Genomic DNA, 26,140 nt, shown 5'->3' with positions numbered 1-26,140 from the left:
GGCCGGTGGTGTGGGGCACCCCCGGGACGAACGGGCAGCACGCCTACTACCAGTTGATCCACCAGGGGACGAAGCTGATCCCGGCGGACTTCATCGGGTTCGCCCAGCCGGTCGCGGAACTGAGCGACGAACTCAAGGGCCAGCATGATCTGTTGATGGCCAACTTCTTCGCGCAGACCCAGGCGCTGGCGTTCGGGAAGACGCCGGACGAGGTGCGGGCGGAGGGGGTGCCGGAGGAGTTGGTGGCGCACAAGACGTTCCTCGGCAACCATCCGACGACGACTGTGCTGGCTCGGGAGTTGACGCCGTCTGTGCTGGGGCAGTTGATCGCCTTGTATGAACACAATGTGTTCGTACAAGGCGCTGTGTGGAACATCGACTCGTTCGACCAGTGGGGGGTTGAGCTGGGGAAGGTGCTGGCGAAGCGGGTTGAGCCGGCGTTGACGGAGGGGGTGGAGGTGGCGGGGCTGGATGCGTCCACGGTGGCGCTGGTTGGTCGGTATCGGGAGCTGCGGGGGAGGTAGGGGTTTTTCTCGCCCCCGCCGCCCCTACCCGTCCCATCCTGTTCCTGGGGGCTGCGCCCCCAGACCCCCCTTTCGGCCCTGAAGGGGCCTCGTCCTCAAACGCCGGACGGGCTGATGTACCAGCCCGTCCGGCATCCGTCAGGGTGATGCCGGGGGGTACAGGGCCCTCGGGAGTTGGGATGCTGCCGGGGCGTCCAGTAGCCACAGGGTGCGTTGTCTGCCGTAGGCGCCTGCCGCCGGGGCCTGGATCTCGCCCGCGCCCGACAGGGCTATGGCCGCCGCACCCGCCTTGTCCTCGCCCGCCGCCAGCAGCCATACCTCGCGGGCCGCGCGGATCGCCGGGAGGGTGAGGGTGACCCGGGTCGGTGGGGGCTTCGGGGCGCCGTGGACACCCACCACCGTGCGCTCCGTCTCCCGTACCGCGGGCAGCTCCGGGAACAGTGACGCCACGTGCGTGTCCGGGCCCACGCCCAGCATCAGGACGTCGAACGTGGGCACGGGGCCGTGGGATTCGGGGCCGGCCGCCTTGGCCAGTTCCGCCGCGTACGCCTCCGCCGCCGCGTCCACATCGGAGCCGTACGGGCCGTCCGACGCGGGCATGGCATGGACACGGGTCGGGTCCAGCGGCACCGCGTCCAGCAGCGCCTCCTTCGCCTGGGTGACGTTGCGGTCCGGGTCGCCCTCGGGCAGGAAGCGTTCGTCGCCCCACCACAGGTCGAGCCGGGCCCAGTCGATCGCGTCCCGTGCGGGCGCGGAGGCCAGCGCGGCCAACAGGCCGTTGCCGTTGCGCCCACCCGTGAGCACCACCGACGCCGAGCCCCGCGAGGCCTGCGCGTCCACGATCTTCGTGATCAGGCGGGCTGCCGCGGCCTGGGCCATCAGCTCCTTGTCACGGTGGACGACGAGCTGCGGTGCCGTACTCACTTCGTGGACACCTTCTTCACCGGTGGCATCAGAGCCGGAGTCACCCTGTCCGCGTCCTCCGCCACGGGGGCCTTCCTCGCCGGTTCCAGTGCCAGTGCCGACGCCGGCGCTGGTGTGGATGCCTGCGGCTCGGGGGCCGTGGAAGAGGCCAGCCGCTCCACGCCGTACCGCAGCGCGGACGCGTACGTGTCGTCCGGGTCCAGGCGCCGCAGCTCCTCCGCCATCAGCTCGGCCGTCTCACGGCGCTTGAGCGCCACCGCGCGGTCGGGCTGGCCCTGGATGGAGAGGGTCGCCAGGGAGCCGTCGGCGCGGTCGAGGGTGATGGGGCCCGTGCTCGTCCGCATCCGGACCGCCGTCAGGCCGGGGCCCGAGGACAGGGAGCGCTTCACCGGGACGTCCAGCCGGTCCGCCAGCCACATCGCCAGCAGCTCGCAGCTCGGGTTGAACTCCTCGCCCTCCACCTCGACCGCGTTCACCTCGCAGGTGACCTGGTCCAGGGCGGCGGCCAGCATCGAGCGCCACGGGGTGATACGCGTCCACGAGAGGTCCGTGTCGCCCGGCGTGTACGCGTCCGCGCGCGCCGCCAGTTCCCGTACCGGCTGCTCGGCCGCGTACGTGTCCGTCACCCTGCGCTGCGCCAGAGCGCCCAGCGGGTCCTTCGCCGGGTCCAGCGGGGCGTTCACCGGCCACCAGACGACCACCGGGGCGTCCGGCAACAGCAGGGGCAGCACCACCGAGTCGGCGTGGTCGACGACCTCGCCGTACAGGCGCAGGACGACCGTCTCGCCGCTGCCCGCGTCCGCGCCGACCCTGACCTCGGCGTCCAGACGGGACGTCGTTCGGTCACGGGGGGAGCGGGAGACACGCTTGACGACGACCAGGGTGCGCGAGGGGTGTTCCAGCGAGGCGTCGTTCGCCGCCTTGAGGGCGTCGTACGCGTTCTCCTCGTCGGTGACGATGACAAGGGTCAACACCATGCCTACGGCCGGTGTTCCTATGGCCCGACGGCCCTGCACCAGCGCCTTGTTGACCTTGCTGGCCGTGGTGTCCGTGAGGTCTATTTTCATGGGCGCCGCCAGCTCCGTCCGTCTCGTTCGAGCATTTCGTCCGCCTCGACGGGGCCCCATGTACCCGAGGGGTACTGCGCGGGCGTGCCGTGCTTGTCCCAGTACTGCTCGATCGGGTCGAGGATCCGCCAGGACAGCTCGACCTCCTCGGTGCGCGGGAAGAGGTTGGAGTCGCCGAGGAGGACGTCCAGGATCAGACGCTCGTACGCCTCCGGGCTCGACTCCGTGAACGACTCGCCGTACGCGAAGTCCATGGACACGTCCCGGATCTCCATCGAGGTGCCGGGCACCTTGGAGCCGAAGCGGACCGTGATGCCCTCGTCGGGCTGGACGCGGATGACGATCGCGTTCTGGCCCAGTTCCTCCGTCGCCGTGTGGTCGAAGGGGGAGTGGGGCGCCCGCTGGAAGACCACCGCGATCTCGGTGACGCGACGGCCCAGGCGCTTGCCGGTACGCAGGTAGAAGGGGACGCCCGCCCAGCGGCGGTTGTCGACCTCGACCTTGATCGCCGCATAGGTGTCGGTCTTCGACTTGGGGTCGATGCCGTCTTCCTGGAGATAGCCGATGGCCTTCTCGCCACCCTGCCAGCCCGCCGCGTACTGCCCGCGGACCGTGTCCTCGCCCAGGTTCTGCGGCAGCTTGACCGCGCCGAGCACCTTGGTCTTCTCGGCGGCCAGCGCGTCCGCGTCGAAGGAGGCGGGCTCCTCCATGGCCGTGAGGGCCAACAGCTGCAGGAGGTGGTTCTGGATGACGTCACGGGCCGCGCCGATGCCGTCGTAGTAGCCGGCCCGGCCGCCGATGCCGATGTCCTCGGCCATCGTGATCTGGATGTGGTCCACGAAGGACCGGTTCCAGATCGGTTCGAACATCTGGTTGGCGAAGCGGAGCGCCAGGATGTTCTGGACGGTCTCCTTGCCGAGGTAGTGGTCGATCCGGAAGACCTGGTCCGGGGCGAAGACCTCCTCGACGGTCGAGTTGAGCTCCTCGGCCGACTTCAGGTCGTGGCCGAAGGGCTTCTCGATGACCGCGCGCCGCCAGGAACCGTTGTCCTGGTCCGCCAGACCGTGCTTCTTCAGCTGCTTGATGACCACCGGGAAGGACGACGGCGGCACGGAGAGGTAGAAGGCGAAGTTGCCGCCCGTCCCCTGCGCCTTGTCCAGCTCGTCGATGGTCGAGCGCAGCCGCTCGAAGGACTCGTCGTCGTCGAAGGTGCCCTGGACGAAGCGCATCCCCTGGATGAGCTGCTGCCAGACCTCCTCACGGAACGGCGTACGGGCGTGCTCCTTGACGGCGTCGTGCACCTCCGCCGCGAAGTCCTCGTTCGCCCACTCGCGCCGGGCGAAGCCGACGAGGGAGAAACCTGGCGGCAGCAACCCGCGGTTGGCGAGGTCGTACACGGCAGGCATCAGCTTCTTGCGTGACAGGTCGCCGGTGACCCCGAAGATGACCAGGCCCGACGGCCCCGCGATACGCGGGAGCCGTCGGTCTGCGGGGTCACGCAGCGGGTTGCTGCTTGACAAGGTTTCAGCCCTCCGAGGGGGCGAGGCGCGTCAGTTCCGCCTCGGTCGACTTGAGCAGGTCGGTCCAGGACGCCTCGAACTTCTCGACGCCCTCGTCCTCCAGGAGCTGGACCACTTCGTCGTACGAGATCCCGAGTTTCTCGACCGCGTCGAGTTCGGCGCGGGCCTGCTCGTACGTACCGGCGATGGTGTTGCCGGTGATCTGTCCGTGGTCCTCGGTGGCGAACAGGGTCGCCTCCGGCATGGTGTTCACCGTGTTCGGCGCGGCCAGGTCGTCGACGTACAGGGTGTCCTTGTACGCGGGGTCCTTGACGCCGGTCGAGGCCCACAGCGGACGCTGCTTGTTGGCCCGCGCTTTGTCGAGGGCTGCCCAGCGGTCGGTGGAGAAGACCTCCTCGTACGCCTGGTAGGCGAGCCGCGCGTTGGCCAGACCGGCCTTGCCGCGGGCGGCCTTGGCCTCGTCGGTGCCCAGCGCGTCGATCCGCTTGTCGATCTCGGTGTCCACGCGGGACACGAAGAAGGACGCCACGGAGTGGATCTTCGACAGGTCCAGGCCGCGCTCCTTGGCCTTCTCCAGGCCGGAGAGGTAGGCGTCCATGACCTTGCGGTAGCGCTCCAGGGAGAAGATCAGCGTGACGTTGACGCTGATCCCGAGGCCGATGACCTCGGTGATCGCCGGGAGACCCGCCTCGGTGGCCGGGATCTTGATCAGGGTGTTCGGACGGTCCACCAGCCAGGAGAGCTGCTTGGCCTCGGCGACGGTCGCGAGGGTGTTGTGGGCGAGACGGGGGTCGACCTCGATCGACACCCGGCCGTCCTGGCCCTGCGTCGAGTCGAAGACCGGTCGCAGGATGTCGGCGGCGTCACGGACGTCCGCCGTCGTGATCATGCGGATGGCCTCTTCGACGGTGACCTTGCGGGCGGCGAGCTCGGTGAGCTGCTGGTCGTAGCCCTCACCGCCGCTGATCGCCTTCTGGAAGATCGACGGGTTGGTCGTGACGCCCACGACGTGCTGCTGGTCGATCAGTTCGGCGAGGTTGCCGGACGTGATCCGCTGGCGCGACAGGTCGTCCAGCCAGATCGCGACGCCTTCCTCGGAAAGGCGCTTGAGTGCGTCTGTCATGGAAAATGCATCTCCTACGTGTCGGTATGTCAGCGTCAGCGCTGGGCTGCGGCGATCGATTCCCTGGCTACTGCGGCGACGTTCTCGGCAGTGAAGCCGAACTCCTGGAAGAGGACCTTGCCGTCGGCAGACGCGCCGAAGTGCTCCAGGGAAACGATGCGACCCGCGTCCCCGACGTACTTGTGCCAGGTGAGGCCGATACCGGCCTCGACCGCGACCCGCGCCTTGACGGACGGGAGCAGAACGCTCTCCCGGTACCCCTGGTCCTGCTCCTCGAACCACTCCACGGACGGCATGGACACGACTCGCGTCGGCACACCCTCCGCCTGGAGCTGCTCCCGGGCACCGACGGCCACGTGGACCTCGGAACCGGTCGCGATGAGGATGACCTCGGGCGTGCCGCCCTCGGCCTCGAAGAGCACATAGCCGCCCTTCGCCGTGTCCTCGTTGGCCTCGTACGTCGGTACGCCCTGACGGGTCAGTGCGAGGCCGTGCGGGGCGCCCTTGCCGAAGACCTTCGTCCAGCGCCTGAGGATCTCGCGCCAGGCGATGGCCGTCTCGTTGGCGTCGGCCGGGCGTACGACGTTCAGGCCGGGGATGGCGCGCAGCGACGCGATGTGCTCGACCGGCTGGTGCGTCGGGCCGTCCTCGCCGAGGCCGATGGAGTCGTGCGTCCACACGTACGTCACCGGCACGTGCATCAGCGCGGACAGACGTACCGCGTTGCGCATGTAGTCGGAGAAGACGAGGAAGGTGCCGCCGTAGATACGGGTGTTGCCGTGCAGCGCGATGCCGTTCATCTCGGCGGCCATCGAGTGCTCGCGGATGCCGAAGTGGATCGTGCGGCCGTACGGGTTGGCCTCCGGCAGCGGGTTGTCCGCCGGGAGGAAGGAGGACGTCTTGTCGATGGTCGTGTTGTTCGAGCCGGCCAGGTCGGCCGAGCCGCCCCACAGCTCCGGGATGACCGCACCCAGCGCCTGCAGGACCTTGCCGGACGCGGCACGCGTGGCGACGCCCTTGCCCGCCTCGAAGACCGGGAGCTTGTCCTCCCAGCCCTTGGGCAGTTCACCCGCGGCGATGCGGTCGAACTCGGCGGCGCGCTCTGCGTTGTTGTTGCGCCATTCCTGGAACGACTTCTCCCACTCGGCCTTGGCCTGACGGCCGCGCTCCACCGCCTCGCGGGTGTGGTTCAGGACGGCGTCCGAGACCTCGAACGACTGCTCGGGGTCGAAGCCGAGGACGCGCTTGGTGGCCGCCACCTCGTCGTCGCCGAGCGCCGAGCCGTGCGCGGCCTCGGTGTTCTGGGCGTTCGGGGCGGGCCAGGCGATGATCGAGCGCATCGCGATGAACGACGGCTTGTCCGTCACCTTCTTGGCGGCCTGCACGGCGTTGTAGATGGCGTGCGGGTCGAGGTCGCCGTCCGGCTTCGGGGCGATCCGCTGCACATGCCAGCCGTACGCCTCGTACCGCTTGGCCACGTCCTCGGAGACGGCCGTCTCGGTGTCGCCCTCGATCGAGATGTGGTTGTCGTCCCACAGCAGGACCAGGTTGCCGAGCTTCTGGTGGCCGGCCAGCGAGGACGCCTCCGAGGAGATGCCCTCCTGGAGGCAGCCGTCACCGGCGATCGCGAAGATGAAGTGGTCGAACGGGGACTCCCCTTCGGGTGCCTCCGGGTCGAACAGACCGCGCTCGTAGCGGGCGGCCATGGCCATGCCCACGGCGTTGGCGACACCCTGGCCGAGCGGACCGGTCGTCGTCTCGACGCCTGTCGTGTGCCCGTACTCGGGGTGACCGGGGGTCTTGGAACCCCACGTCCGGAACGCCTTCAGGTCGTCCAGCTCCAGGCCGAAACCGGCCAGGTACAGCTGGGTGTAGAGGGTCAGGGACGAGTGGCCGGCGGACAGTACGAAACGGTCGCGTCCGACCCAGTCGGCGTCCGCCGGGTCGTGCCGCATCACCTTCTGGAAGAGGGTGTACGCGGCGGGGGCCAGGCTCATCGCCGTACCGGGATGGCCGTTGCCGACCTTCTGTACGGCATCGGCGGCCAGGACGCGGGCGGTGTCGACGGCCCGCTGGTCCAACTCGGTCCACTCGAGGTCTGTCGTGGTCGGCTTGGTGCTCACCCTGGGTCAGGGCTCCTCTCCACATGTCTCATACCGGCGTCCTCGGTGTCCACCGGCTGCCGGGGGCTGACACCCTCGGCCTTTGTCGAGCCTACCCTCGTAAGAACGTGCAGTATTTCGAGTCATTCCAGACTGCCGGGACTGCTTCGCATCCGCCTCCCGGCCACTACCGGACTGCAATACGAAGCGCGCCGTCCGAGTGCTCAATCGAGCCGCGTCACGCCCATCACAAAGCACCCCTCAACACGACCCCACCCCCGCGAAGGACGGGGTCTGGGCAACGTCTAGAGTGGCGTGGTAAGCGCGAGCCTTTACCGGGACTTCACAGCCGGGGGCTTGTTGGAATGTCTCTGTCAGGGGTGTGCGTGACGGCCGTTGAATCCCGTCCAGCGGGGATGAGCGGGACGAGCCAGAACCCGAGCCGGCAGCCGTTCGGGGCCCGGGTCATGGCGTTCGTCGCTCTTACGAAGCCGCGGATCATCGAGCTGTTGCTCATCACCACGGTTCCCGTGATGTTTCTGGCTGAGCAGGGTGTACCGGACCTGGGACTGGTCCTCCTCACCTGCCTCGGCGGCTACCTCTCCGCGGGTGGCGCCAACGCGCTCAACATGTACATCGACCGTGACATCGACGCGCTCATGGACCGCACCTCGCAGCGCCCGCTGGTCACCGGCATGGTCAGCCCGCGCGAGTGTCTGGCCTTCGGCATCACCCTCGCCGTCGCCTCGACCCTCCTCTTCGGCCTCACGGTCAACTGGCTGTCGGCCTGGCTGTCGCTGGGCGCGCTCCTCTTCTACGTGGTCGTTTACACGATGATCCTCAAGCGGCGTACGTCGCAGAACATCGTGTGGGGCGGCATCGCGGGCTGCATGCCGGTCCTCATCGGCTGGTCCGCCGTCACGGACTCGCTCTCCTGGGCGCCGCTCATCCTCTTCCTGGTCATCTTCTTCTGGACGCCGCCGCACTACTGGCCGCTGTCCATGAAGGTGCGGGACGACTACGCGCGCGTGGGCGTTCCGATGCTTCCGGTCATCGCCTCCAACAAGACGGTCGCCCGGCAGATCGTGGCGTACAGCTGGGCGATGGTCTTCGTCTCGCTGCTGCTCACGCCGCTCGGCTACACCGGCTGGTTCTACACGGTGGTCGCGCTGACGGCGGGCGGCTGGTGGCTGTGGGAGGCGCATGCCTTGCAGGGGCGTGCGCGGGCTGAGGCGTCGGGGGGCAAGCTCAAGGAGATGCGGCTGTTCCACTGGTCGATCACCTATGTGTCGCTGCTGTTTGTGGCGGTCGCGGTGGATCCTTTCCTTCGGTGACGTTTCGGTGGTCGGCTGCGGCGCCGTCGTGGCTGGTCGCGCAGTTTCCCGCGCCCCTTATGGGGCGCTCCTGTCGCCGGTGTTACGTGGTCAAGGCCACTTGCCCTGCCGTCGCCAGCTGATCTACCCGTCGGTAGCATCCAGGCCATGGCAGACACGCAGCAGGTTGACGAGACCGCCGACGCCAAGCAGGCAGTCAAGGCGGAGCGCAGGGCGGCCAAGCTCGCCAAGCAGATCGACGGCTTCGCCAAGCAACACGGCGGTGCCGAGGGGCAGGTGGCGTACATCGGGGAGCGCGGCGCCAGGATCGTGCTCGTCGGCGAGGACGGCGGCTGGGGTGACCTCGTGGCCCCCACGTACGCGATCGCCCAGCAGGCCGTCGAGAAGGCCGGCATCGCCGTCCACGAGGACTTCGACGGCGAGTTCGCGGCCAAGGTGACCACCGGCCCGTACGAGTGGACGCGCATGGCAGGGATCCAGGTGGGCGGGCCGAGGAACCCGTGACGTGCCGGGAGTGGCCGATCGGTGTCGGTCGTTCCCACGGGGTGTGCGCGAGCAACACCTGATTGTCGGTTCACCCGTTAGGACCTTAGGAACACACGGTCCAGTCACGGGGAGCCCGGATGATCGAAATGCCGTCGCTCGTGGACCAGTACTGCCACGGCGTACTGAGAACAGAGTTGGGCCTCGGCACCTTCGAGGCCCAACTCGCGCGTACCGAGGGGCCGCCCGCCGCAGGTACGACCCTCTTCGACACCCAGACCGGGTTCGCCGTACGCCGCTGGTGCCCCCCGCTGCTCGGCCTGGAACCGCATGCCTCCCCCGCCCGTTATCTCGCCCGGCGCCGTGAACTCGGCGTACTGGAATCGGGCCGACGGCTGCTGCGGGGGAGTGGAATCACGACATATCTGGTGGACGCCGGGCTGCCCGGCGACCTCACCGGGCCCGGTGAGATGGCCGCCGCGGGGGCCGCCGACGCCCATGAGGTCGTCCGGCTCGAACTCCTCGCCGAACAGGTGGCCGACACCTCCGGCACCGTCGAGTCCTTCCTCGCCAACCTCGCCGAGTCGGTGCACGGCGCGGCGACCAGCGCCGTCGCCTTCACCTCCGTGGCGGGCGTACGGCACGGACTGGCGCTCGCGCCCGATCCGCCGGGGCCGGGGGAGGTCCGGGGCGCGGCGGGCCGCTGGCTGGCCGGGCGCCGGGTCGGCGGCGCGCTCAGCGACCCGGTGCTGCTGCGCCACCTGCTGTGGAACGCGGTCGCCTCGGGCCTGCCGCTCCAGCTGCACGCCGGACTGGGCGAACCGGGCTTACGCATCGACCGCACCGACCCGGTCCTGCTCACGGACTTCGTCCGAGCGACGGCCGGGCTCGGCACGGACCTGGTGCTGCTGCACGGATACCCCTACCACCGCCACGCTGCCCATCTCGCCGGCGTCTTCCCGCATGTGTACGCCGACCTGGGCGCCGCCCTGGTGCGTACCGGCGCCCGGGCCGCCGCGATCCTCGCCGAGATCCTCGAACTGGCCCCCTTCGGGAAGATCATCTTCTCCAGTGGCGCCCACGGCCTGCCCGAACTCCACGTGGTGGGCGCCCGCCTCTTCCGTGAGGCGCTCGGCCAGGTGCTCGGCGGCTGGGTCACCGAGGGGGCGTGGTCGCTGGGGGACGCGCAGCGTGTGGCCGGGCTGATCGCGGCGGGCAACGCGCGACGCGTGTACGGGCTGGGGTGAGCTGTGAAGACTGGGGGCATGACGACACACGGGACTCGGACGGCGGATGCCCTGACCGACGCCTTACTGGACCGCTTCCTGGGTGAGCTGCGCGCACTCGACCCGGTCGCCGCCTGGGCCCATGGATCGCTTGGCGGCGGCGATTATCAGGAGGGCCGCAGCGACCTCGACCTGATCGCCGTCCTGGAGGAGCCGATCGGCCCGGGCATCGCCTGGAAAGTGGCCAAGCTGCACGCCCGGCTGCGCACCGACCCGCTCGCCCCGTTGCTGCACTGCACCTACCTGACCGACGCGACGACGGCCGATCCAGAGCGCCGGCACCTCACCTGGGCGCACAGCGAACTGTTCCGGCGGACGGTCACCCCGGTGACCCGGCGCGAGCTGCACACCTTCGGGCGGGTGCTGTACGGGAAGGCGCCCGGGGAGCTGCTTCCGGCGGTGTCGGACCGGCAACTGGCCGACTTCGTCGTGCGCGACCAGCGCGACTTTCTGCGGCCCGCCGTGGACAAGGCCCGGCTCTGGACGCAGGACGTCTGGGTCGACTACGGGCTGGTCACCTTCGCCCGGGCGACGGTGACCCTGAGGGACGGCAGCCTGATCTCGAAACGGGAGGCGCTGGACCTGCTGCCGGGGCTGGGGGCGCCCGTGGAGGTCGTAGAGGACATCGTGCGGCGGCGGTACGGGCGGGAAGGCGGGCCGGTCGACTCCGGGTGGCGTGAGCGGCGTGGCGAGCTGACACGGGACTACCTGGGTGCCTCGATCGACCGTCTGGTGACCTCGTACACGTGACTGCATGAAAACGGGATGCACACGCGCGTGCGTCCCGTTTTCGGCCTACGCGCGCGTGCCGACCGTCGCCTCGGTCGCGGGGCCGGGCACGTCGGTCAGGGAGGCCGTCCCGGGGCGCTCGCGCAGGGCGAACAGGACGCGCAGGACCGCGATCCACACCAGCGCCGAGCCGAGCATGTGCAGGCCGACCAGGACCTCGGGGAGGTTCGTGAAGTACTGGACGTACCCGATGACGCCCTGGGAGAGCAGGATCAGGAACAGGTCCCGCGTGCGGTCCAGCGGGCCCTTGGGGGCGTCGACCGCCTTCAGGACGAACCACAGGGCGAACGTCAGTGTCACCACGATCCAGGCGAGCACCGCGTGCAGCTTGCTGACGTTCTCCCAGTTCAGCGGCATGCGCTCGATCTCGTTGGAGTCACCCGCGTGCGGGCCCGACCCGGTCACCACCGTGCCGACCGCGATCAGCAGGACCGTGGCGACCACCAGGAACCACACCAACTGCTGTACGGCCTTGCCGACCAGGGGCTGAGGCGCGCCGTCGCCCTCCTGGGTGCGCTGCCACATCACCGCGGCGACCGCGATCAGGGCAGAGGACAGCAGGAAGTGGGCCGCGACCGTGTACGGGTTGAGGCCGACCAGGACGACGACGCCGCCCAGGACCGCGTTGCTCATGACGACCCAGAACTGCGCCCAGCCCAGCCGGGTCAGGCTGCGGCGGTACGGCTTCTCCGAGCGGGCGGCGATGATCGCCCAGCCGACCGCAGCGCACAGCACGTACGTCAGCATGCGGTTGGTGAACTCGATGACGCCGTGCACGCCCATCGCGCCGGTCGTCGTCAGCGAGTCGTCGGTGCACTTGGGCCAGGTCGGGCAGCCGAGGCCCGATCCGGTCAGCCGTACGGCACCGCCGGTTACCACGATGACCACCGACATGACGAGCGCGGCGAGCGCCGCACGCCGCACGGTACGGGGGGTCGGCGTCCAGCGGGCGGCGATGAAGGCGAGCGGGTTCCGCACGGCGGACAGGGCCTCGGCGGGGGTCATCTTTGGCACGCGTCCCATCGTAGGCGGCTGCTTGTGCACGCTTTCACGAGGGGTCCCCGGGGCTCCTCGGCCACTCCCCACTTGCTCCCGGCTCATCCCCGGCTCATCCCCGGCTCACTCCCAGCGGAAGAACCGGCCGGCCGCCGCCAGCCCCACGACCGCCCACACCGCGAGGATCCCCAGGTCGCCCCAGGGCATCCCGGCGCCGTGCTGCAGTACGTCCCGCAGGCCGTCCGACAGGGCCGAGATCGGGAGCAGGGCCAGTACGTCCTGGACGCCGGAGGGGAACTTGTCCAGGGGGACGATCACCCCGCCGCCCACCAGGAGCACCAGGAAGACCAGGTTCGCGGCGGCCAGCGTGGCCTCCGCCTTCAGGGTGCCCGCCATCAGCAGGCCGAGGCCCGAGAAGGCGGCCGTGCCGAGGAGGAGCAGGAGAAGCACGGCGAAGGGGTTGCCGTGCGGGGACCAGCCGAGCGCGAAGGCGATCCCCGTCAGCAGGGCGACCTGGAGGGCCTCGGTGACCAGTACGGATGCCGTCTTCGCCGTCATCAGGCCCCAGCGGGGGAGTGGCGAGGAGGCGAGCCGTTTCAGGACGCCGTAGCGGCGCTCGAAGCCCGTCGCGATGGCCTGGCCCGTGAACGCCGTCGACATCACGGCGAGCGCGAGGATGCCCGGGGCGAGGAAGTCGACCGCCTTGCCGGCGCCCGTGTCGACGATGTCCACCGAGCCGAACAGCAGCAGAAGCAGGGCGGGAATCACCACCGTCAGCAGCAGCTGCTCGCCGTTGCGCAGCAGCATCTTCGTCTCCAGAGCCGCCTGCGCCCCGATCATGCGGGGGAGCGGGGCGGCGCCGGGCTGCGGGGTGTAGGTCCCGGGGGCGGTCGGGGTGGCGGTCATGAGCGCAGCTCCTTGCCGGTGAGCTCAAGGAAGACGTCTTCCAGGGTGTGCCGTTCCACCGAGATCCGGTCCGGCATCACCCCGTGCTGGGCGCACCAGGACGTCACCGTCGCGAGGAGCTGCGGGTTGATCTTGCCGCCGACGCGATAGGCGCCCGGGGTCAGCTCGGCGGCCGTGCAGTCCGCCGGGAGGGCCTTCAGCAGGGAGTGCACGTCCAGACCCGGCCGGCCCATGAAGCGCAGCGTGTTCTCGGCGCCGCCACGGCACAGTTGTTCGGGACTGCCCTGGGCGATGACCTTGCCGGCGTCGATGATCGCGACGTCGTCGGCGAGCTGCTCGGCCTCGTCCATGTGATGGGTGGTGAGGATGACGGAGACGCCGTCGGCGCGAAGATCGCGGACCAGGCCCCACGTGGCGCGGCGGGCCTGGGGGTCCAGGCCGGCCGTCGGCTCGTCCAGGAACACCAGCTCAGGGCGGCCGACGACCGCCATCGCGAGCGCCAGGCGCTGCTGCTGGCCCCCTGAGAGGCGGCGGTAGGTCGTGCGGCCGCAGCTGCCGAGGCCGAGGCGTTCGACCAGCGCGTCCACGTCCAGCGGGTGCGCGTGCAGCTTGGCGACGTGGCGGAGCATCTCGTCGGCGCGGGCGCCCGAGTAGACGCCGCCGGACTGGAGCATCACGCCGACCCGTGGACGCAGGGCGGCGGCTTCCCGTACGGGGTCGAGGCCCAGGACCCGTACCGTCCCGGAGTCCGGTCTGCGGTAACCCTCGCAGGTCTCGACGGTGGTCGTCTTGCCCGCGCCGTTGGGACCCAGTACGGCGGTGATGCCCGCCAGGGCCACCAGGTCGAGGCCGTCCACCGCGGTCTTCGTGCCGTACCGCTTCACCAGGGCCTGGACCTGGACCACGGGCTCGCTTCGCATGGGTCGAGAGTCTAGGTACGGGAGGGCCTGCCCAGATGCGCGGGGGCCGGATCCGGGCCCGGTGGGGGCCTGGTGCGGCCCGGCTCCGGGCGTGCTCCCGTGCTGCTCGGGGGCGGTCTCCGATCGATCAAAGATCGTTTTCGCAGGTCAGGTTAGGTGAGCCTAAGTGATGCAGGGCACCGTCGAGTGGGGCGGACGCGGCTTGCCGCGCTCTGGGGAATTACGCAACAATGGTGTTGTGAAATACGACGGCGAGGATCGGGAGGCCCCCACGGGCGCCCCCCAGGAGGAGATCGCGACCGGTGAGCGCTCGACGCGCAACCGGGTCGCGCGATCCATCCTGGACCACGGTCCGTCGACCGCCGCCGAGCTCGCCGGGCGCCTGGGCCTGACCCATGCGGCCGTACGCCGTCACCTGGACGCGCTGGTGGCCGACGACGTCGTGCAACCGCGTGAGCAGCGGGTCTACGGGGCACGCACCCGTGGCCGGCCCGCCAAGGCCTTCGCGCTCACCGACTGCGGACGCGACGCCTTCGACCAGTCCTACGACAAGCTCGCCATGGACGCGCTGAGTTGGATCGCCGAGCGTGAGGGCGGCGACGAGGCGGTGCTCGCCTTCGCGCGCGCCCGGTTCGCCGAGCAGGCCGTGAACTACCGGGAGGCCGTCGAGGCCGCCGGCCCCGAGAAGAGCGCCGAAGCCCTGGCCAAGGCCCTGAGCGCGGACGGGTACGCTGCTACGGCGCGCAGCGCACCGGTCGGAGAGCAGCTCTGCCAGCACCACTGCCCGGTGGTCCATGTCGCGGAAAAGTTCCCGCAGCTCTGCGAGGCGGAGACCGAGATCTTCTCCCAGCTGCTCGGAACGCATGTCCAGCGGCTCGCGACCATCGCCCACGGCGACGGTGTGTGCACGACATTCATCCCCAAGGCCTCGCACGCCTCGGCCCCACCTGCTCCACCGTTGTCGACCACCACTCATAAAGCATCTGCACGTACCGCCGGGAGGAACCCAGCATGACGCTGCCCATCGAGGAGACCGCCCACCCCGAGCTCGAGGGTCTGGGCACGTACGAATACGGCTGGGCCGACTCCGACGTGGCCGGTGCCTCTGCCAAGCGCGGCATCAACGAGGACGTCGTCCGCGACATCTCCTCGAAGAAGTCCGAGCCCGAGTGGATGACCAAGCTCCGTCTCAAGGGCCTGCGCCTCTTCGGCAAGAAGCCCATGCCCAACTGGGGCTCGGACCTGTCGGGGATCGACTTCGACAACATCAAGTACTTCGTGCGTTCCACGGAGAAGCAGGCGGAGTCCTGGGAGGACCTGCCCGAGGACATCAAGAACACGTACGACAGGCTCGGCATCCCCGAGGCGGAGAAGCAGCGCCTCGTCGCCGGTGTCGCGGCCCAGTACGAGTCGGAGGTCGTCTACCACCAGATCCGTGAGGACCTGGAGGAGCAGGGCGTCATCTTCCTCGACACCGACACCGCGCTGAAGCAGCACCCGGAGCTCTTCAGGGAGTACTTCGGGACCGTCATCCCGGTCGGCGACAACAAGTTCGCGTCGCTGAACAGTGCCGTGTGGTCCGGTGGGTCGTTCATCTACGTGCCCAAGGGCGTGCAGGTCGAGATCCCGCTCCAGGCCTACTTCCGTATCAACACGGAGAACATGGGCCAGTTCGAGCGGACCCTGATCATCGTTGACGAGGGTGCCTACGTGCACTACGTCGAGGGCTGTACGGCGCCGATCTACAAGTCGGACTCCCTGCACAGCGCGGTCGTCGAGATCATCGTCAAGAAGAACGCCCGCTGCCGCTACACGACCATCCAGAACTGGTCGAACAACGTCTACAACCTGGTCACCAAGCGCGCCGTGGCGTACGAGGGCGCGACCATGGAGTGGATCGACGGCAACATCGGCTCCAAGGTGACGATGAAGTACCCGGCCGTCTACCTGATGGGTGAGCACGCCAAGGGCGAGACCCTCTCCATCGCCTTCGCGGGCGAGGGCCAGCACCAGGACGCCGGCTCCAAGATGGTCCACATGGCGCCGAACACCTCCTCGAACATCGTGTCGAAGTCCGTCGCGCGCGGTGGCGGCCGTACGTCCTACCGCGGTCTCGTTGAGATCGCCGAGGGCGCCCACGGCTCCAAGTCCAACGTGCTGTGCGACGCGCTGCTGGTGGACACCATCTCCCGCTCCGACACGTACCCGTACGTCGACGTCCGCGAGGACGACGTGTCCATGGGCCACGAGGCGACCGTCTCCAAGGTCTCCGACGACCAGCTCTTCTACCTGATGAGCCGCGGTCTGTCCGAGTTCGAGGCGATGGCGATGATCGTGCGCGGCTTCGTCGAGCCGATCGCCAAGGAACTGCCCATGGAGTACGCGCTGGAACTCAACCGGCTGATCGAGCTCCAGATGGAGGGCTCGGTCGGCTGAGTGCCGGTCGCCGTCCCCCCATCAAGTCACTTACGCAGGGAAGAGAGCAGACCGACAGCCATGGCTGAGGCTCAGAACATTCCGGTGGGCAGCACCACCGCCGGCTCGATCGCGGTGGCCGCTGCCGCCGAGTCGACCGTAGCGACGCGCATGAGCGCGCCGCCGTCCTTCGACGTGGCGGACTTCCCCGTCCCCCACGGCCGCGAGGAGGAGTGGCGGTTCACCCCGCTGGAGCGCCTGCGCGGGCTGCACGACGGCACCGCCGTCGCCACCGGCGCCGGTGTGAAGGTGGACGTCCAGGCACCCTCGGGCGTCACCGTCGAGGCCGTCGGCCGTGACGACGCGCGCCTAGGGCGGGCCGGCACTCCCGTGGACCGCGTCGCCGCCCAGGCGTACAGCTCCTTCGAGGCGGCCGGTGTGATCACCGTCCCCAAGGAGATGGTCCTCACCGAGCCGATCCGCGTCGCCGTGCACGGCGAGGGCGGGGTGGCCTACGGCCACCAGGTCATCGAGCTGGGCGCCTTCGCCGAAGCGGTCGTCATCATCGACCACACCGGTGACGCCGTGCTCGCCGCCAACGTGGAGTACGTCCTCGGTGACGGCGCCAAGCTCACCGTCGTCTCCGTCCAGGACTGGGACGACCAGGCCGTGCACGTCGCCCAGCACAACGCGCTGATCGGCCGCGACGCCACATTCAAGTCCTATGTGGTCACCTTCGGCGGCGACCTCGTACGACTGCACCCGCGCATCTCCTACGCCGGCCCCGGCGGCGAGGCCGAGCTGTTCGGCCTGTACTTCACGGACGCCGGCCAGCACCAGGAGCACCGCCTCCTGGTCGACCACAACACCCCGCACTGCAAGTCGAACGTCGTCTACAAGGGCGCGCTCCAGGGCGAGGGCGCCCACGCGGTGTGGATCGGCGACGTGCTCATCGAGGCCAAGGCCGAGGGCACCGACACGTACGAGATGAACCGCAACCTGGTTCTCACGGACGGCGCCCGCGTGGACTCCGTACCGAACCTCGAGATCGAGACCGGTGAGATCGTCGGCGCCGGGCACGCGAGTGCCACCGGACGGTTCGACGACGAGCAGCTGTTCTATCTGATGGCCCGCGGTATCCCGGCCGACGACGCCCGCCGGCTGGTTGTCCGCGGCTTCTTCGCCGAACTGGTCCAGCAGATCGGCGTCGCGGACATCCAGGAGCGCCTTCTTGCGAAGATCGACGAGGAGCTGGAGGCGTCCGTCTGATGACTGCCGCTCCGACGTTCGTACGCGCCTGTGGGCTGAGCGAGCTCGACGAGGACACCCCCAAGCGGGTGGAACTCGACGGCACGCCGGTCTCGGTCGTCCGTACCGAGGGCGAGGTGTTCGCGATCCACGACGTCTGCTCGCACGCGAACGTCTCGCTCTCCGAGGGCGAGGTGGAGGACTGTCAGATCGAGTGCTGGCTGCACGGCTCCAGCTTCGACCTCCGCACCGGCAAGCCGTCCGGCCTTCCCGCGACGCGCCCCGTCCCTGTATATCCCGTAAAGATCGAAGGGGACGATGTGCTCGTCTCCCTCCACCAGGAGTCCTGAGGAACCCATGGCAACGCTTGAAATCCACGACCTGCACGTCACCGTCGAGGCCGACAACGCCACGAAGGAGATCCTCAAGGGCGTCGACCTCACCGTGAAGCAGGGCGAGACCCACGCCATCATGGGCCCCAACGGCTCCGGCAAGTCGACCCTCGCCTACTCGCTCGCGGGTCACCCGAAGTACACGATCACGGGCGGTATCGTGCTGCTCGACGGCGAGGACGTCCTGGAGATGTCCGTCGACGAGCGCGCCCGCGCGGGCCTGTTCCTGGCGATGCAGTACCCGGTCGAGATCCCCGGTGTCTCCGTCTCCAACTTCCTTCGTACGTCCGCCACCGCCATCCGCGGTGAGGCGCCGAAGCTGCGCCTGTGGGTGAAGGAGGTCAAGGAGGCCATGCAGCGCCTCAACATGGACCCCACCTTCGCCGAGCGCAACGTCAACGAGGGCTTCTCCGGCGGTGAGAAGAAGCGCCACGAGATCCTCCAGCTGGAGCTCCTCAAGCCGAAGATCGCGATCCTCGACGAGACGGACTCCGGTCTGGACGTCGACGCCCTGCGCATCGTCTCCGAGGGCGTCAACCGCGTCCGCGAGAGCGGCGAGGTCGGCACCCTGCTGATCACGCACTACACGCGCATCCTGCGCTACATCAAGCCCGACCACGTTCACGTGTTCTCGGCCGGCCGGATCGTGGAGTCGGGTGGCCCCGAGCTCGCCGACAAGCTGGAGAACGAGGGTTACGAGTCGTACGAAGTGAAGGGTGGCGCATCCGCGTGACACAGCTGCCGGGCCTCCTCGATACAGAGGCGATCCGTAAGGACTTCCCGATCCTCGACCGGGTGATCCACGACGGCAAGAAGCTCGTCTACCTGGACAACGCGGCGACCTCGCAGACGCCCCGCCAGGTGATCGACACTCTCTCCGAGTACTACGAGCAGCACAACGCCAACGTGCACCGTGGCATCCATGTGCTCGCGGAGGAGGCCACGGCGCTGTACGAGGGCGCGCGCGACAAGGTCGCCGCGTTCATCAACGCGCCCAGCCGCGACGAGGTGATCTTCACCAAGAACGCCTCCGAGTCGCTCAACCTCGTGGCCAACATGCTGGGCTGGGCCGACGAGCCCTACCGGGTCGACCACGAGACCGAGATCGTCATCACGGAGATGGAGCACCACTCCAACATCGTGCCGTGGCAGCTGCTCGCGCAGCGCACGGGCGCGAAGCTGAAGTGGTTCGGCCTGACCGACGACGGCCGCCTGGACCTGTCGAACATGGACGAGGTCATCACCGAGAAGACGAAGATCGTCTCCTTCGTGCTGGTCTCCAACATCCTGGGCACGGTCAACCCGGTCGAGCAGATCGTGCGCCGGGCGCAGGAGGTCGGGGCCCTGGTCCTGATCGACGCCTCGCAGGCCGCCCCGCACATGCCGCTGGACGTCCAGGCCCTCCAGGCCGACTTCGTGGCCTTCACCGGCCACAAGATGTGCGGCCCGACGGGCATCGGGGTGCTGTGGGGCCGCCAGGAGCTCCTGGAGGACCTGCCGCCGTTCCTGGGCGGCGGCGAGATGATCGAGACGGTGTCGATGCACTCGTCGACGTACGCTCCCGCCCCGCACAAGTTCGAGGCGGGCACTCCGCCGATCGCGCAGGCGGTCGGTCTCGGTGCGGCGATCGACTATCTCTCCGCGATCGGCATGGACAAGATCCTCGCCCATGAGCACGCGCTCACCGAGTACGCGGTGAAGCGGCTCGGCGAGGTCCCCGGCCTGCGGATCATCGGCCCGTCCACGGCCGAGGACCGGGGGGCGGCGATCTCCTTCACGCTCGGTGACATCCATCCGCACGACGTGGGCCAGGTCCTCGACGAGCAGGGCATAGCGGTCCGGGTCGGCCACCACTGCGCCAGGCCGGTCTGCCTGCGCTACGGAATTCCCGCGACCACGCGAGCGTCGTTCTATCTGTACTCCACGCCGACCGAGATCGATGCTCTGATCGACGGCTTGGAGCACGTACGGAACTTCTTCGGCTGAGGAGCTGGCTGAGTCGTGCTGTGCTATCCCGGGGGACACCCCCCGGACCCCCGGCCGGAAGACCACGCAACGGAAGACGGGACGCGAGGTTAGTCGTCGTGAAACTTGATTCGATGTACCAGGAAGTCATCCTGGACCACTACAAGCACCCGCACGGGCGCGGTCTCCGGGACGGCGACGCCGAGGTGCACCACGTCAACCCGACATGCGGCGACGAGATCACCCTGCGCGTGAAGTACGACGGTACGACGATCAGCGATGTCTCGTACGAGGGCCAGGGCTGCTCGATCAGCCAGGCGTCGGCCTCCGTGCTGAACGAGCTCCTGGTCGGCAAGGAACTGTCCGAGGCGCAGAAGATCCAGGAGACCTTCCTGGAGTTGATGCAGTCCAAGGGCAAGCTGGAGCCGGACGACGCGATGGAGGAGGTGCTGGAGGACGCTGTCGCGTTCGCCGGTGTCTCCAAGTACCCGGCCCGGGTGAAGTGCGCGCTGCTCAGCTGGATGGCGTGGAAGGACGCGACGGCCCAGGCCCTGGGCTCGGACGCCGCCGAAAGGAAGACGGCATGAGCGAGACCATTGAGATGAAGCCGGCCTCGGAGGACGAGGTCCGCGAGGCGCTGTACGACGTCGTCGACCCCGAACTGGGCATCGACGTCGTCAATCTGGGCCTGATCTACGGCATCCACGTCGACGACGCGAACATCGCGACGATCGACATGACCCTGACGTCGGCGGCATGCCCGCTCACGGACGTCATCGAGGACCAGGCCAAGTCAGCCACGGACGGCATCGTCAACGAACTGCGCATCAACTGGGTATGGATGCCGCCGTGGGGCCCGGACAAGATCACGGACGACGGACGGGACCAGCTTCGGGCGCTCGGGTTCAACGTCTGAGGTTGTGGCGATTCCGTCCGCACGCTGTACGCGAAAGCGGCGGCACCCTGCTCGGGTGCCGCCGCTTTCGTGTGCGCCTCAGGCCAGCGGGGCAACGACGCGGAAGGAGAAGTCCTGCCGGTTGGTCGTGTTGTAGCCGTACGGGTCCAGGCGCAGCTGGAAGTTCTTGTGACGCAGCGCGTAGTTGGGGTAGTTCACCGACTGGATCACGGTGCCCGAATTCCCCGAGTACCCGGCGCAGAAGGTGGCGTCCTGCTTGAACAGGGACGAGCCGTCGTTGCGGTCGGCATGCAGGACGAAGTCCCGGTGACGCAGGTACTTGCCGTCGTGCGTCTTGAACGAGTAGCAGGAGCCGTTGGACAGCCCCGGGACCACGTTGAAGCTGGAGTCCTCGCGGGATTCCGAGCCGGCGACCGGATCGAGCTTCACCAGGTCCCCTGACACGTGCCAGTAGCGGCCGGGGTAGTTGACCGACTCGACTGACCTCAGCGAGGAGTTGCCCGGCTTCGAGGGCGCGGCTGCGGACTTGCTGGGGGACGGGGAGGCGGCGGGCTTTCCGGGAGCCTCCTTGACGGGCGCGGATGCGGAGCCCTTGACGTCCGGGGCGGGGGCGGGGGTTGTGGCGGCGGTCGAAGCGGTCGGCGTGGACTGCTGCGCCGACGACAGGCCGCTCTTTCCGTCCGGAGGCGTGTCTCCGGACGGAACCGGGGACGCGAAGGTGAGGAGGCCGGGGTACGTCGAACCGGGCGAAGGCACGGGTGCCTTCGCCACGGGTACCGGGTCCTCGGTCTGCCGGTCCGTGACGATGATCGCGGTCACACAGGCGGCCACGACCGACAGGGCCAGGGTGCCCGCCATCCAGAGCCGCCGCGTCCCGGGCACACGCGAGGTGTCCGGGGCCCAGCCGTTCTCCCACGGTTGAGTTGGGATGAGCCGGGGCTTTTCTTCTGTCATGCGCTGTTCCTCCGGCGTCGCCTGTGGCGAACGTGTGAACGTGTGGTTGAAACAGTAATGGACGCGAGGCTAGGGGACGTCCAGTGCCGTGAGAAGGGTTGTTTCCTCAATGAGACCGGCGACCGGGGGAGTTGGTGGCGGGGTGCGGAGTGAGGGTGGATTTGGGCGGTTGCTGTGTACAGCTGTACGTATCGATGCGTACAATCGTACACATGGGATATGTGTTGCTGGTCGGAGCCATCGCCGCCGAGGTGGGCGCCACGACCGCCATGAAGTACAGCGACGGTTTCAGCAGGTTGTGGCCCTCCGTGCTGACCGGACTGGGGTATGCCGTCGCGTTCGTGCTGCTCGCGCAGACGCTGAGGACCGTGTCCGTCGGCACGGCGTACGCGATCTGGTCGGGGATCGGGACGGCGGCCGTCGCGACGATCGGCGCGGTGTTCCTCGGGGAGGGCATGAGTGTGACCAAAGTCGCGGGAATCGTGCTCATCATCGGCGGTGTCGTCGTGCTGAACATGGGCGGTGCGCACTGATGGTGCGGCGGTACGACCCCGAGCGGCGCCAGCGGATCATCGACGCGGCGATCCGGGTGGTGGGCCAGAAGGGGATCGCCGGGCTGAGCCATCGGTCGGTCGCCGCGGAGGCCGATGTGCCGTTGGGGTCCACGACGTATCACTTCAGCACTCTCGACGAGCTTCTCGTCGCCGCGCTGCGGCAGGCGAACGAGGGGTTCGCGAAGGTGGTGGCCGCGCGAGGCGGGCTGCGGGACGACCGGGTCGACCTGGCGGGGGAACTCGCCGGGTTGTTTGGGGAGTGGCTTTCGGGGGACCGGGCCGGGGTCGAGCTGGAGTGCGAGTTGTATCTGGCGGCGCTTCGGCGGCCGGCGTTGCGGCCTGTCGCCGCCGAGTGGGCGGAAGGGGTCGTGGAGTTGCTGGGTGGGCGGACGGACGCGGTTACCGCGCGGGCGCTGGTGGCGGTGATGGACGGGATCTGTCTGCAGGTGCTGCTTACAGGCGGTGCTTATGACGAGGGGTTTGCTCGGGAGGTGTTCGGGAGGGTGCTGCGGGGTTGACGAGGGAGGTTTCTCGCCCCCGCCGCCCCTACCCGTCCCGTCCTTCTGGGGCTCCGCCCCAGACCCCGCTCCTCAAGCGCCGGAGGGGGCTGGATTGTGCCTGGCGGGGACTGTGACCGGCCCTTGAGATCCGTTCCGTGCTGGTTCGCCCCCGCAGGCCTGGGCAAGTTAGGTTTTCTCCATGACCGACACGACTGCTCCCCGCACCACCGGCGCCGTGGCCGCCGGGCTTGCCACCGTCGCCGCTGACGGCACCGTTCTCGACACCTGGTTCCCCGCTCCCGAGCTGTCCGCCGAGCCCGGCCCCGCCGGTACCGAGCGGCTGTCCGTCAAGCGGGCCGTCGAGGCGCTCGGCGCGGGTGCGGCGAAAGCGATCGGTCCGGACGCACGCCGGGGCGTCGAGGTGGTCGCGGTCCGTACGGTCATCGCCTCCCTCGACGACAAGCCGCTCGACGCGCACGACGTCTACCTCCGCCTCCACCTGCTCTCGCACCGGCTCGTGCAGCCTCACGGGCAGTCCCTGGACGGCATGTTCGCCCACCTCGCCAACGTCGCCTGGACCTCGCTCGGCCCGGTCGCCGTGGACGACGTCGAGAAGGTACGGCTCAACGCCCGCGCCGAGGGCCTGCACCTCCAGGTCACGTCCATCGACAAGTTCCCCCGGATGACCGACTACGTGGCCCCCAAGGGCGTCCGCATCGCCGACGCCGACCGGGTGCGTCTCGGCGCGCACCTCGCCGAGGGCACGACCGTCATGCACGAGGGCTTCGTCAACTTCAACGCGGGCACGCTCGGTACGTCGATGGTCGAGGGCCGTATCTCCGCGGGTGTCGTGGTCGGCGACGGTTCCGACATCGGTGGCGGTGCCTCGACGATGGGCACCCTGTCCGGTGGCGGCCAGGTCCGTATCACCATCGGCGAGCGCTGCCTGGTCGGCGCCGAAGCCGGCGTGGGGATCGCCCTCGGCGACGAGTGCGTGGTCGAGGCCGGGCTCTACGTCACCGCCGGCACTCTCGTCACCATGCCCGACGGACAGATCGTCAAGGCCCGCGAACTCTCCGGCGCCTCCAACATCCTCTTCCGCCGCAACTCCGTCACGGGCCGGGTCGAGGCCCGCCCGAACAACGCGGTCTGGGGCGGCCTGAACGAGGTCCTGCACAGCCACAACTGACCTACGCCGTGTGCCGGCCGGGGTCTGCGGGTCCCGGCTGGTGCACGGCGGGAGCGGTTCCGGGAGGGTCGTGGGTCGTATCGCGCGCTGACGTGACGGTACGGGTCCCGGCCCTTCCTCGGTTCCAGGTGCCGGTTCGCCGGGCTTCGGCAGGGTGGCTACGCGGTCAACTCCTCGTACGCCGCGAGTAGTTCGTCTGTCGTCGGCCGGTCGGCCGATCGCAGCGGTGCCCGCACCGGGCCCGAGGGCAGGCCCAGTCCGCCGAGCAGGGCCTTGGCCGTGACCGCGCCCGGCAGTCCGGACGCCATCATCAACTCGGTGAGTGGAAGCGCCCGTTGCTGGAGGCGGGCGGCCTCGCTGGTGTCGCCCGCGTCGAACCTGTCGATGACGGAACGGAAGTGACGGGGGATCACATTGGCCACGGTGCTGATGTATCCGGCGCTGCCCAGCGCGTACAGCGCCAGTACGTATTCGTCGCAGCCCGTGTAGAACGCCAGGTCGGTCCGGAGCAGGACCTTCTGGGTGCCCATCAGGTCGTAGGCGCAGTCCTTCACGGCGACGATCCTCGGGTGGGCGGCGAGGCGGATCATCGTCTCCGGCTCGATGCGAACACCCGTGCGGCCCGGGATGTCGTAGAGCGCGAGGGGCAGGGCGGAGGCGTCCGCCAGCTCGCGGAAGTGGGCCTCGATCGCGTCCTGCGGGGGGCGGCTGTAGTAGGGGGCGACCGCCAACAGGGCGTCCGCGCCCGCCTTTTCGGCCGCCCGCGCCAGTTCGACGGAGTGCAGCGTGTCCGCGGTGCCGACGCCCGCCACGATCGACACCCGCGCACCGACCGCCTCCCGCACGGTCCGTACCAGCGCCGACTTCTCCGCGTCCGTCGTGGTCGGGGACTCGCCCGTCGTACCGGAGAGAACGAGGCCGTCGCAGCCCCCCGCCACCAGCTGGTCGGCGAGCCGCTGGGCTCCGTCGAGGTCCAGGGCGCCCTCGGCGGTGAAGGGGGTGACCATCGCGCACAGGGCGCGGCCGAAGGGGGGAGAGGGCGGCGCGGGTGGTGTTGTCATGCGAGTAGTCTCGGCAAGGTGTTGGTGAAGCTCCACTTAATTCTTGTACCTGGTATTCGTAAGTGATGCTTCCGGGTTGGAGTGTTGGGGTGATGGCGTTCAACTCCCTGAAGAAGGGGTCCTGGCAACGGACCTGTCAGGTGGGGGAGTTGGCCTCCGGTAGGGCTTGACCTCAACCACAGTCGAGGTCGGAGGCTGGTCGGCGTACCCCATCGACGCCGATCAACGGAGGCCGCCATGACCCGTCGTACCGACACATACCCCGACCTCACCCGCCCTGACGTCGAAGCGCCCTTCTTCAGTACCTGGCGGGTCGGCACACCCGAGCGGCAGCGGGAGACGGTCGACGCGATCGCCGCGACCTGGGAGCGTCAGGCCTGGCCGGTGGGGGGAGGGCTCGGCTACTTCGTCTACGCCGGTCAGGACGGGACCACTCTGCTCCATCACTCCCAGTGGGCCCGCGAGCAGGACTACGAGGCGTTTCTCAAGACCCAGCGGCAGGCGCGCGTCGACGAGATCGACACCGCCGTACCGGGGATCGAACGGGTCGCCCTCGACCGGTACCGGCGGTACCGCAGCCATGAGCGGGCCGCCGGGGACGTGCGCGTTCCCGGGCTCGTCGTGACCGTCCGGATCGACTGCGAGGAGGGGGCAGCGGAGCGGCGGCGCGAGTGGGTCGACCTGGTGCTCGCCGCCCTCGCCCGGTCGGCGGAGGGTGACCGCGGGCTCATCTCCGCCCACTTCCACCTCAGCCAGGACGGCACCCACGTCCTGAACTACGCCGAGTGGGAGAGCCCGGAGTCCTACGAGGCGGCCATCGCCGAGCCGGTGGAGGGTGCCGAGGTGGCGGCCGGTGCGGAGTGGGAGCGCGTACGGACGTATCCCGGGGTGAAGTCGATCACCGGCAGTCAGTACTCGTACGTCCTCGGACTCGTCCCTGAGTGATCGCCCAGTGATCCCCCAGTGATCCCC

The 26,140-nt window shown here is 69.1% G+C and carries 26 protein-coding genes and 1 pseudogene; 17 read left to right on the top strand and 10 right to left on the bottom strand.

The features are described from left to right. Nucleotides 1–524: pseudogene (locus G3I56_RS26815) on the top strand (glucose-6-phosphate isomerase); the annotation flags it as partial. Nucleotides 525–662: 138 nt separating this feature from the next. Here G3I56_RS26815 and pgl read toward each other — a convergent pair. The 5 genes from pgl to tkt are packed head-to-tail and all read right to left on the bottom strand — an operon-like array spanning nucleotide 663 to nucleotide 7,281. After that, the gene (gene pgl / locus G3I56_RS26810) at nucleotides 663–1,448 is read right to left on the bottom strand and encodes a 6-phosphogluconolactonase (protein ID WP_164413228.1); all 786 of its coding nucleotides are present in this window, start codon (nucleotides 1,446–1,448) and stop codon (nucleotides 663–665) included. Further along, nucleotides 1,445–2,515 carry a glucose-6-phosphate dehydrogenase assembly protein OpcA gene (opcA, locus tag G3I56_RS26805; RefSeq protein ID WP_164413226.1) on the bottom strand — a complete coding sequence of 357 codons (1,071 nt, stop codon included), beginning with the start codon at nucleotides 2,513–2,515 and terminating at the stop codon, nucleotides 1,445–1,447. Before opcA ends, pgl begins: the two co-directional genes overlap by 4 nt. Next, nucleotides 2,512–4,035 (bottom strand): glucose-6-phosphate dehydrogenase, encoded by a 1,524-nt coding sequence (gene zwf, locus G3I56_RS26800; protein ID WP_164413224.1) that lies wholly within the window; start codon nucleotides 4,033–4,035, stop codon nucleotides 2,512–2,514. The genes opcA and zwf overlap by 4 nt, the downstream gene beginning before the upstream one ends. Before the next feature lie 4 nt (nucleotides 4,036–4,039). Further along, nucleotides 4,040–5,158: a transaldolase gene (gene tal / locus G3I56_RS26795; RefSeq protein ID WP_164413222.1), complete on the bottom strand. Its 1,119-nt coding sequence runs from the start codon at nucleotides 5,156–5,158 to the stop codon at nucleotides 4,040–4,042. Between the two features lie 35 nt (nucleotides 5,159–5,193). Then, complete coding sequence (tkt, locus tag G3I56_RS26790; protein WP_164413220.1) at nucleotides 5,194–7,281, bottom strand: transketolase; 2,088 nt, start codon at nucleotides 7,279–7,281, stop codon at nucleotides 5,194–5,196. A 395-nt stretch (nucleotides 7,282–7,676) separates the two neighbouring features. Between tkt and G3I56_RS26785 the strand changes: the two genes are divergently transcribed. The 4 genes from G3I56_RS26785 to G3I56_RS26770 all read left to right on the top strand — a co-directional run bounded on the left by G3I56_RS26785 (nucleotide 7,677) and on the right by G3I56_RS26770 (nucleotide 11,113). After that, the gene (locus tag G3I56_RS26785) at nucleotides 7,677–8,594 is read left to right on the top strand and encodes a heme o synthase (protein ID WP_203690763.1); all 918 of its coding nucleotides are present in this window, start codon (nucleotides 7,677–7,679) and stop codon (nucleotides 8,592–8,594) included. A 147-nt stretch (nucleotides 8,595–8,741) separates the two neighbouring features. Then, nucleotides 8,742–9,098, top strand: coding sequence for a hypothetical protein (locus tag G3I56_RS26780; protein ID WP_164413218.1), 357 nt, complete (start codon nucleotides 8,742–8,744; stop codon nucleotides 9,096–9,098). A 119-nt stretch (nucleotides 9,099–9,217) separates the two neighbouring features. Further along, nucleotides 9,218–10,324 (top strand): amidohydrolase family protein, encoded by a 1,107-nt coding sequence (locus G3I56_RS26775; RefSeq protein WP_164413216.1) that lies wholly within the window; start codon nucleotides 9,218–9,220, stop codon nucleotides 10,322–10,324. A gap of 18 nt (nucleotides 10,325–10,342) precedes the next feature. Further along, nucleotides 10,343–11,113: a nucleotidyltransferase domain-containing protein gene (locus G3I56_RS26770; RefSeq protein ID WP_164413214.1), complete on the top strand. Its 771-nt coding sequence runs from the start codon at nucleotides 10,343–10,345 to the stop codon at nucleotides 11,111–11,113. Nucleotides 11,114–11,158: 45 nt separating this feature from the next. Here the strand turns inward: G3I56_RS26770 and G3I56_RS26765 are convergent, their stop codons facing one another. The 3 genes from G3I56_RS26765 to G3I56_RS26755 form a co-directional block, all read right to left on the bottom strand. Then, the gene (locus G3I56_RS26765; RefSeq protein WP_164413212.1) at nucleotides 11,159–12,175 is read right to left on the bottom strand and encodes a COX15/CtaA family protein; all 1,017 of its coding nucleotides are present in this window, start codon (nucleotides 12,173–12,175) and stop codon (nucleotides 11,159–11,161) included. A 96-nt stretch (nucleotides 12,176–12,271) separates the two neighbouring features. Then, a complete protein-coding gene (locus G3I56_RS26760) occupies nucleotides 12,272–13,054 on the bottom strand; it encodes an ABC transporter permease (protein ID WP_164413210.1) in 783 nt (260 codons plus the stop codon). After that, nucleotides 13,051–13,974, bottom strand: coding sequence for an ABC transporter ATP-binding protein (locus tag G3I56_RS26755; RefSeq protein ID WP_164413208.1), 924 nt, complete (start codon nucleotides 13,972–13,974; stop codon nucleotides 13,051–13,053). The genes G3I56_RS26760 and G3I56_RS26755 overlap by 4 nt, the downstream gene beginning before the upstream one ends. A gap of 238 nt (nucleotides 13,975–14,212) precedes the next feature. Between G3I56_RS26755 and G3I56_RS26750 the strand changes: the two genes are divergently transcribed. The 8 genes from G3I56_RS26750 (at nucleotide 14,213) to G3I56_RS26715 (ending at nucleotide 20,910) form a co-directional block, all read left to right on the top strand. Further along, nucleotides 14,213–14,989, top strand: a complete 777-nt coding sequence (locus G3I56_RS26750; RefSeq protein ID WP_164413206.1) for a metalloregulator ArsR/SmtB family transcription factor — start codon at nucleotides 14,213–14,215, stop codon at nucleotides 14,987–14,989. Then, nucleotides 14,986–16,410, top strand: a complete 1,425-nt coding sequence (gene sufB, locus G3I56_RS26745; RefSeq protein ID WP_164413204.1) for a Fe-S cluster assembly protein SufB — start codon at nucleotides 14,986–14,988, stop codon at nucleotides 16,408–16,410. Before G3I56_RS26750 ends, sufB begins: the two co-directional genes overlap by 4 nt. A gap of 60 nt (nucleotides 16,411–16,470) precedes the next feature. Continuing rightward, nucleotides 16,471–17,658, top strand: coding sequence for a Fe-S cluster assembly protein SufD (sufD, locus tag G3I56_RS26740; protein WP_164413202.1), 1,188 nt, complete (start codon nucleotides 16,471–16,473; stop codon nucleotides 17,656–17,658). After that, nucleotides 17,658–17,987 (top strand): non-heme iron oxygenase ferredoxin subunit, encoded by a 330-nt coding sequence (locus G3I56_RS26735; RefSeq protein WP_164413200.1) that lies wholly within the window; start codon nucleotides 17,658–17,660, stop codon nucleotides 17,985–17,987. The genes sufD and G3I56_RS26735 overlap by 1 nt, the downstream gene beginning before the upstream one ends. Nucleotides 17,988–17,994: 7 nt before the next feature. Then, nucleotides 17,995–18,762, top strand: coding sequence for a Fe-S cluster assembly ATPase SufC (gene sufC / locus G3I56_RS26730; protein ID WP_164413198.1), 768 nt, complete (start codon nucleotides 17,995–17,997; stop codon nucleotides 18,760–18,762). Continuing rightward, complete coding sequence (locus G3I56_RS26725; RefSeq protein ID WP_164413196.1) at nucleotides 18,759–20,015, top strand: cysteine desulfurase; 1,257 nt, start codon at nucleotides 18,759–18,761, stop codon at nucleotides 20,013–20,015. Before sufC ends, G3I56_RS26725 begins: the two co-directional genes overlap by 4 nt. Nucleotides 20,016–20,113: 98 nt before the next feature. Continuing rightward, a complete protein-coding gene (sufU, locus tag G3I56_RS26720) occupies nucleotides 20,114–20,581 on the top strand; it encodes a Fe-S cluster assembly sulfur transfer protein SufU (RefSeq protein WP_164413194.1) in 468 nt (155 codons plus the stop codon). Continuing rightward, nucleotides 20,578–20,910, top strand: a complete 333-nt coding sequence (locus tag G3I56_RS26715; protein ID WP_164316258.1) for a metal-sulfur cluster assembly factor — start codon at nucleotides 20,578–20,580, stop codon at nucleotides 20,908–20,910. Before sufU ends, G3I56_RS26715 begins: the two co-directional genes overlap by 4 nt. A gap of 78 nt (nucleotides 20,911–20,988) precedes the next feature. Here the strand turns inward: G3I56_RS26715 and G3I56_RS26710 are convergent, their stop codons facing one another. After that, on the bottom strand, nucleotides 20,989–21,864 hold the full coding sequence (locus G3I56_RS26710) for an AbfB domain-containing protein (protein WP_164413192.1): 876 nt from the start codon (nucleotides 21,862–21,864) through the stop codon (nucleotides 20,989–20,991). Between the two features lie 212 nt (nucleotides 21,865–22,076). Here G3I56_RS26710 and G3I56_RS26705 point away from each other — a divergent pair, with 212 nt between their 5' ends. From G3I56_RS26705 to dapD, 3 genes are all read left to right on the top strand, one after another. Next, nucleotides 22,077–22,397, top strand: coding sequence for a multidrug efflux SMR transporter (locus G3I56_RS26705; RefSeq protein ID WP_164413190.1), 321 nt, complete (start codon nucleotides 22,077–22,079; stop codon nucleotides 22,395–22,397). After that, nucleotides 22,397–22,936: a TetR family transcriptional regulator gene (locus G3I56_RS26700; RefSeq protein ID WP_164413188.1), complete on the top strand. Its 540-nt coding sequence runs from the start codon at nucleotides 22,397–22,399 to the stop codon at nucleotides 22,934–22,936. Before G3I56_RS26705 ends, G3I56_RS26700 begins: the two co-directional genes overlap by 1 nt. A gap of 181 nt (nucleotides 22,937–23,117) precedes the next feature. Then, nucleotides 23,118–24,107, top strand: coding sequence for a 2,3,4,5-tetrahydropyridine-2,6-dicarboxylate N-succinyltransferase (gene dapD / locus G3I56_RS26695; RefSeq protein WP_164413186.1), 990 nt, complete (start codon nucleotides 23,118–23,120; stop codon nucleotides 24,105–24,107). Nucleotides 24,108–24,265: 158 nt separating this feature from the next. On the opposite strand, the gene dapA is transcribed toward dapD, so the two are convergent. Then, nucleotides 24,266–25,168, bottom strand: a complete 903-nt coding sequence (dapA, locus tag G3I56_RS26690) for a 4-hydroxy-tetrahydrodipicolinate synthase (RefSeq protein ID WP_164413184.1) — start codon at nucleotides 25,166–25,168, stop codon at nucleotides 24,266–24,268. A gap of 237 nt (nucleotides 25,169–25,405) precedes the next feature. Between dapA and G3I56_RS26685 the strand changes: the two genes are divergently transcribed. Continuing rightward, nucleotides 25,406–26,113, top strand: coding sequence for an antibiotic biosynthesis monooxygenase (locus G3I56_RS26685; RefSeq protein ID WP_164413182.1), 708 nt, complete (start codon nucleotides 25,406–25,408; stop codon nucleotides 26,111–26,113). Nucleotides 26,114–26,140 lie beyond the last annotated feature (27 nt).

Source organism: Streptomyces sp. SID12488 (assembly GCF_010548275.1).
Classification (GTDB): Bacteria; Actinomycetota; Actinomycetes; order Streptomycetales; family Streptomycetaceae; genus Streptomyces.
The sequence above is the reverse complement of the archived record's forward strand: the minus strand, read 5'-3'. Positions and strand labels throughout refer to the sequence as shown.

Excerpts from the sequence above, each read along its gene's own strand:
- opcA (WP_164413226.1), bottom strand. The coding sequence starts at position 2,515 with ATGAAAATAGACCTCACGGACACCACGGCCAGCAAGGTCAACAAGGCG.
- tal (WP_164413222.1), bottom strand. The coding sequence starts at position 5,158 with ATGACAGACGCACTCAAGCGCCTTTCCGAGGAAGGCGTCGCGATCTGG.
- G3I56_RS26785 (WP_203690763.1), top strand. The coding sequence starts at position 7,677 with ATGAGCGGGACGAGCCAGAACCCGAGCCGGCAGCCGTTCGGGGCCCGG.
- G3I56_RS26780 (WP_164413218.1), top strand. The coding sequence starts at position 8,742 with ATGGCAGACACGCAGCAGGTTGACGAGACCGCCGACGCCAAGCAGGCA.
- G3I56_RS26775 (WP_164413216.1), top strand. The coding sequence starts at position 9,218 with ATGATCGAAATGCCGTCGCTCGTGGACCAGTACTGCCACGGCGTACTG.
- G3I56_RS26770 (WP_164413214.1), top strand. The coding sequence starts at position 10,343 with ATGACGACACACGGGACTCGGACGGCGGATGCCCTGACCGACGCCTTA.
- G3I56_RS26765 (WP_164413212.1), bottom strand. The coding sequence starts at position 12,175 with ATGGGACGCGTGCCAAAGATGACCCCCGCCGAGGCCCTGTCCGCCGTG.
- G3I56_RS26760 (WP_164413210.1), bottom strand. The coding sequence starts at position 13,054 with ATGACCGCCACCCCGACCGCCCCCGGGACCTACACCCCGCAGCCCGGC.
- G3I56_RS26755 (WP_164413208.1), bottom strand. The coding sequence starts at position 13,974 with ATGCGAAGCGAGCCCGTGGTCCAGGTCCAGGCCCTGGTGAAGCGGTAC.
- sufB (WP_164413204.1), top strand. The coding sequence starts at position 14,986 with ATGACGCTGCCCATCGAGGAGACCGCCCACCCCGAGCTCGAGGGTCTG.
- sufD (WP_164413202.1), top strand. The coding sequence starts at position 16,471 with ATGGCTGAGGCTCAGAACATTCCGGTGGGCAGCACCACCGCCGGCTCG.
- G3I56_RS26735 (WP_164413200.1), top strand. The coding sequence starts at position 17,658 with ATGACTGCCGCTCCGACGTTCGTACGCGCCTGTGGGCTGAGCGAGCTC.
- sufC (WP_164413198.1), top strand. The coding sequence starts at position 17,995 with ATGGCAACGCTTGAAATCCACGACCTGCACGTCACCGTCGAGGCCGAC.
- G3I56_RS26715 (WP_164316258.1), top strand. The coding sequence starts at position 20,578 with ATGAGCGAGACCATTGAGATGAAGCCGGCCTCGGAGGACGAGGTCCGC.
- G3I56_RS26710 (WP_164413192.1), bottom strand. The coding sequence starts at position 21,864 with ATGACAGAAGAAAAGCCCCGGCTCATCCCAACTCAACCGTGGGAGAAC.
- G3I56_RS26705 (WP_164413190.1), top strand. The coding sequence starts at position 22,077 with ATGGGATATGTGTTGCTGGTCGGAGCCATCGCCGCCGAGGTGGGCGCC.
- G3I56_RS26700 (WP_164413188.1), top strand. The coding sequence starts at position 22,397 with ATGGTGCGGCGGTACGACCCCGAGCGGCGCCAGCGGATCATCGACGCG.
- dapD (WP_164413186.1), top strand. The coding sequence starts at position 23,118 with ATGACCGACACGACTGCTCCCCGCACCACCGGCGCCGTGGCCGCCGGG.
- dapA (WP_164413184.1), bottom strand. The coding sequence starts at position 25,168 with ATGACAACACCACCCGCGCCGCCCTCTCCCCCCTTCGGCCGCGCCCTG.
- G3I56_RS26685 (WP_164413182.1), top strand. The coding sequence starts at position 25,406 with ATGACCCGTCGTACCGACACATACCCCGACCTCACCCGCCCTGACGTC.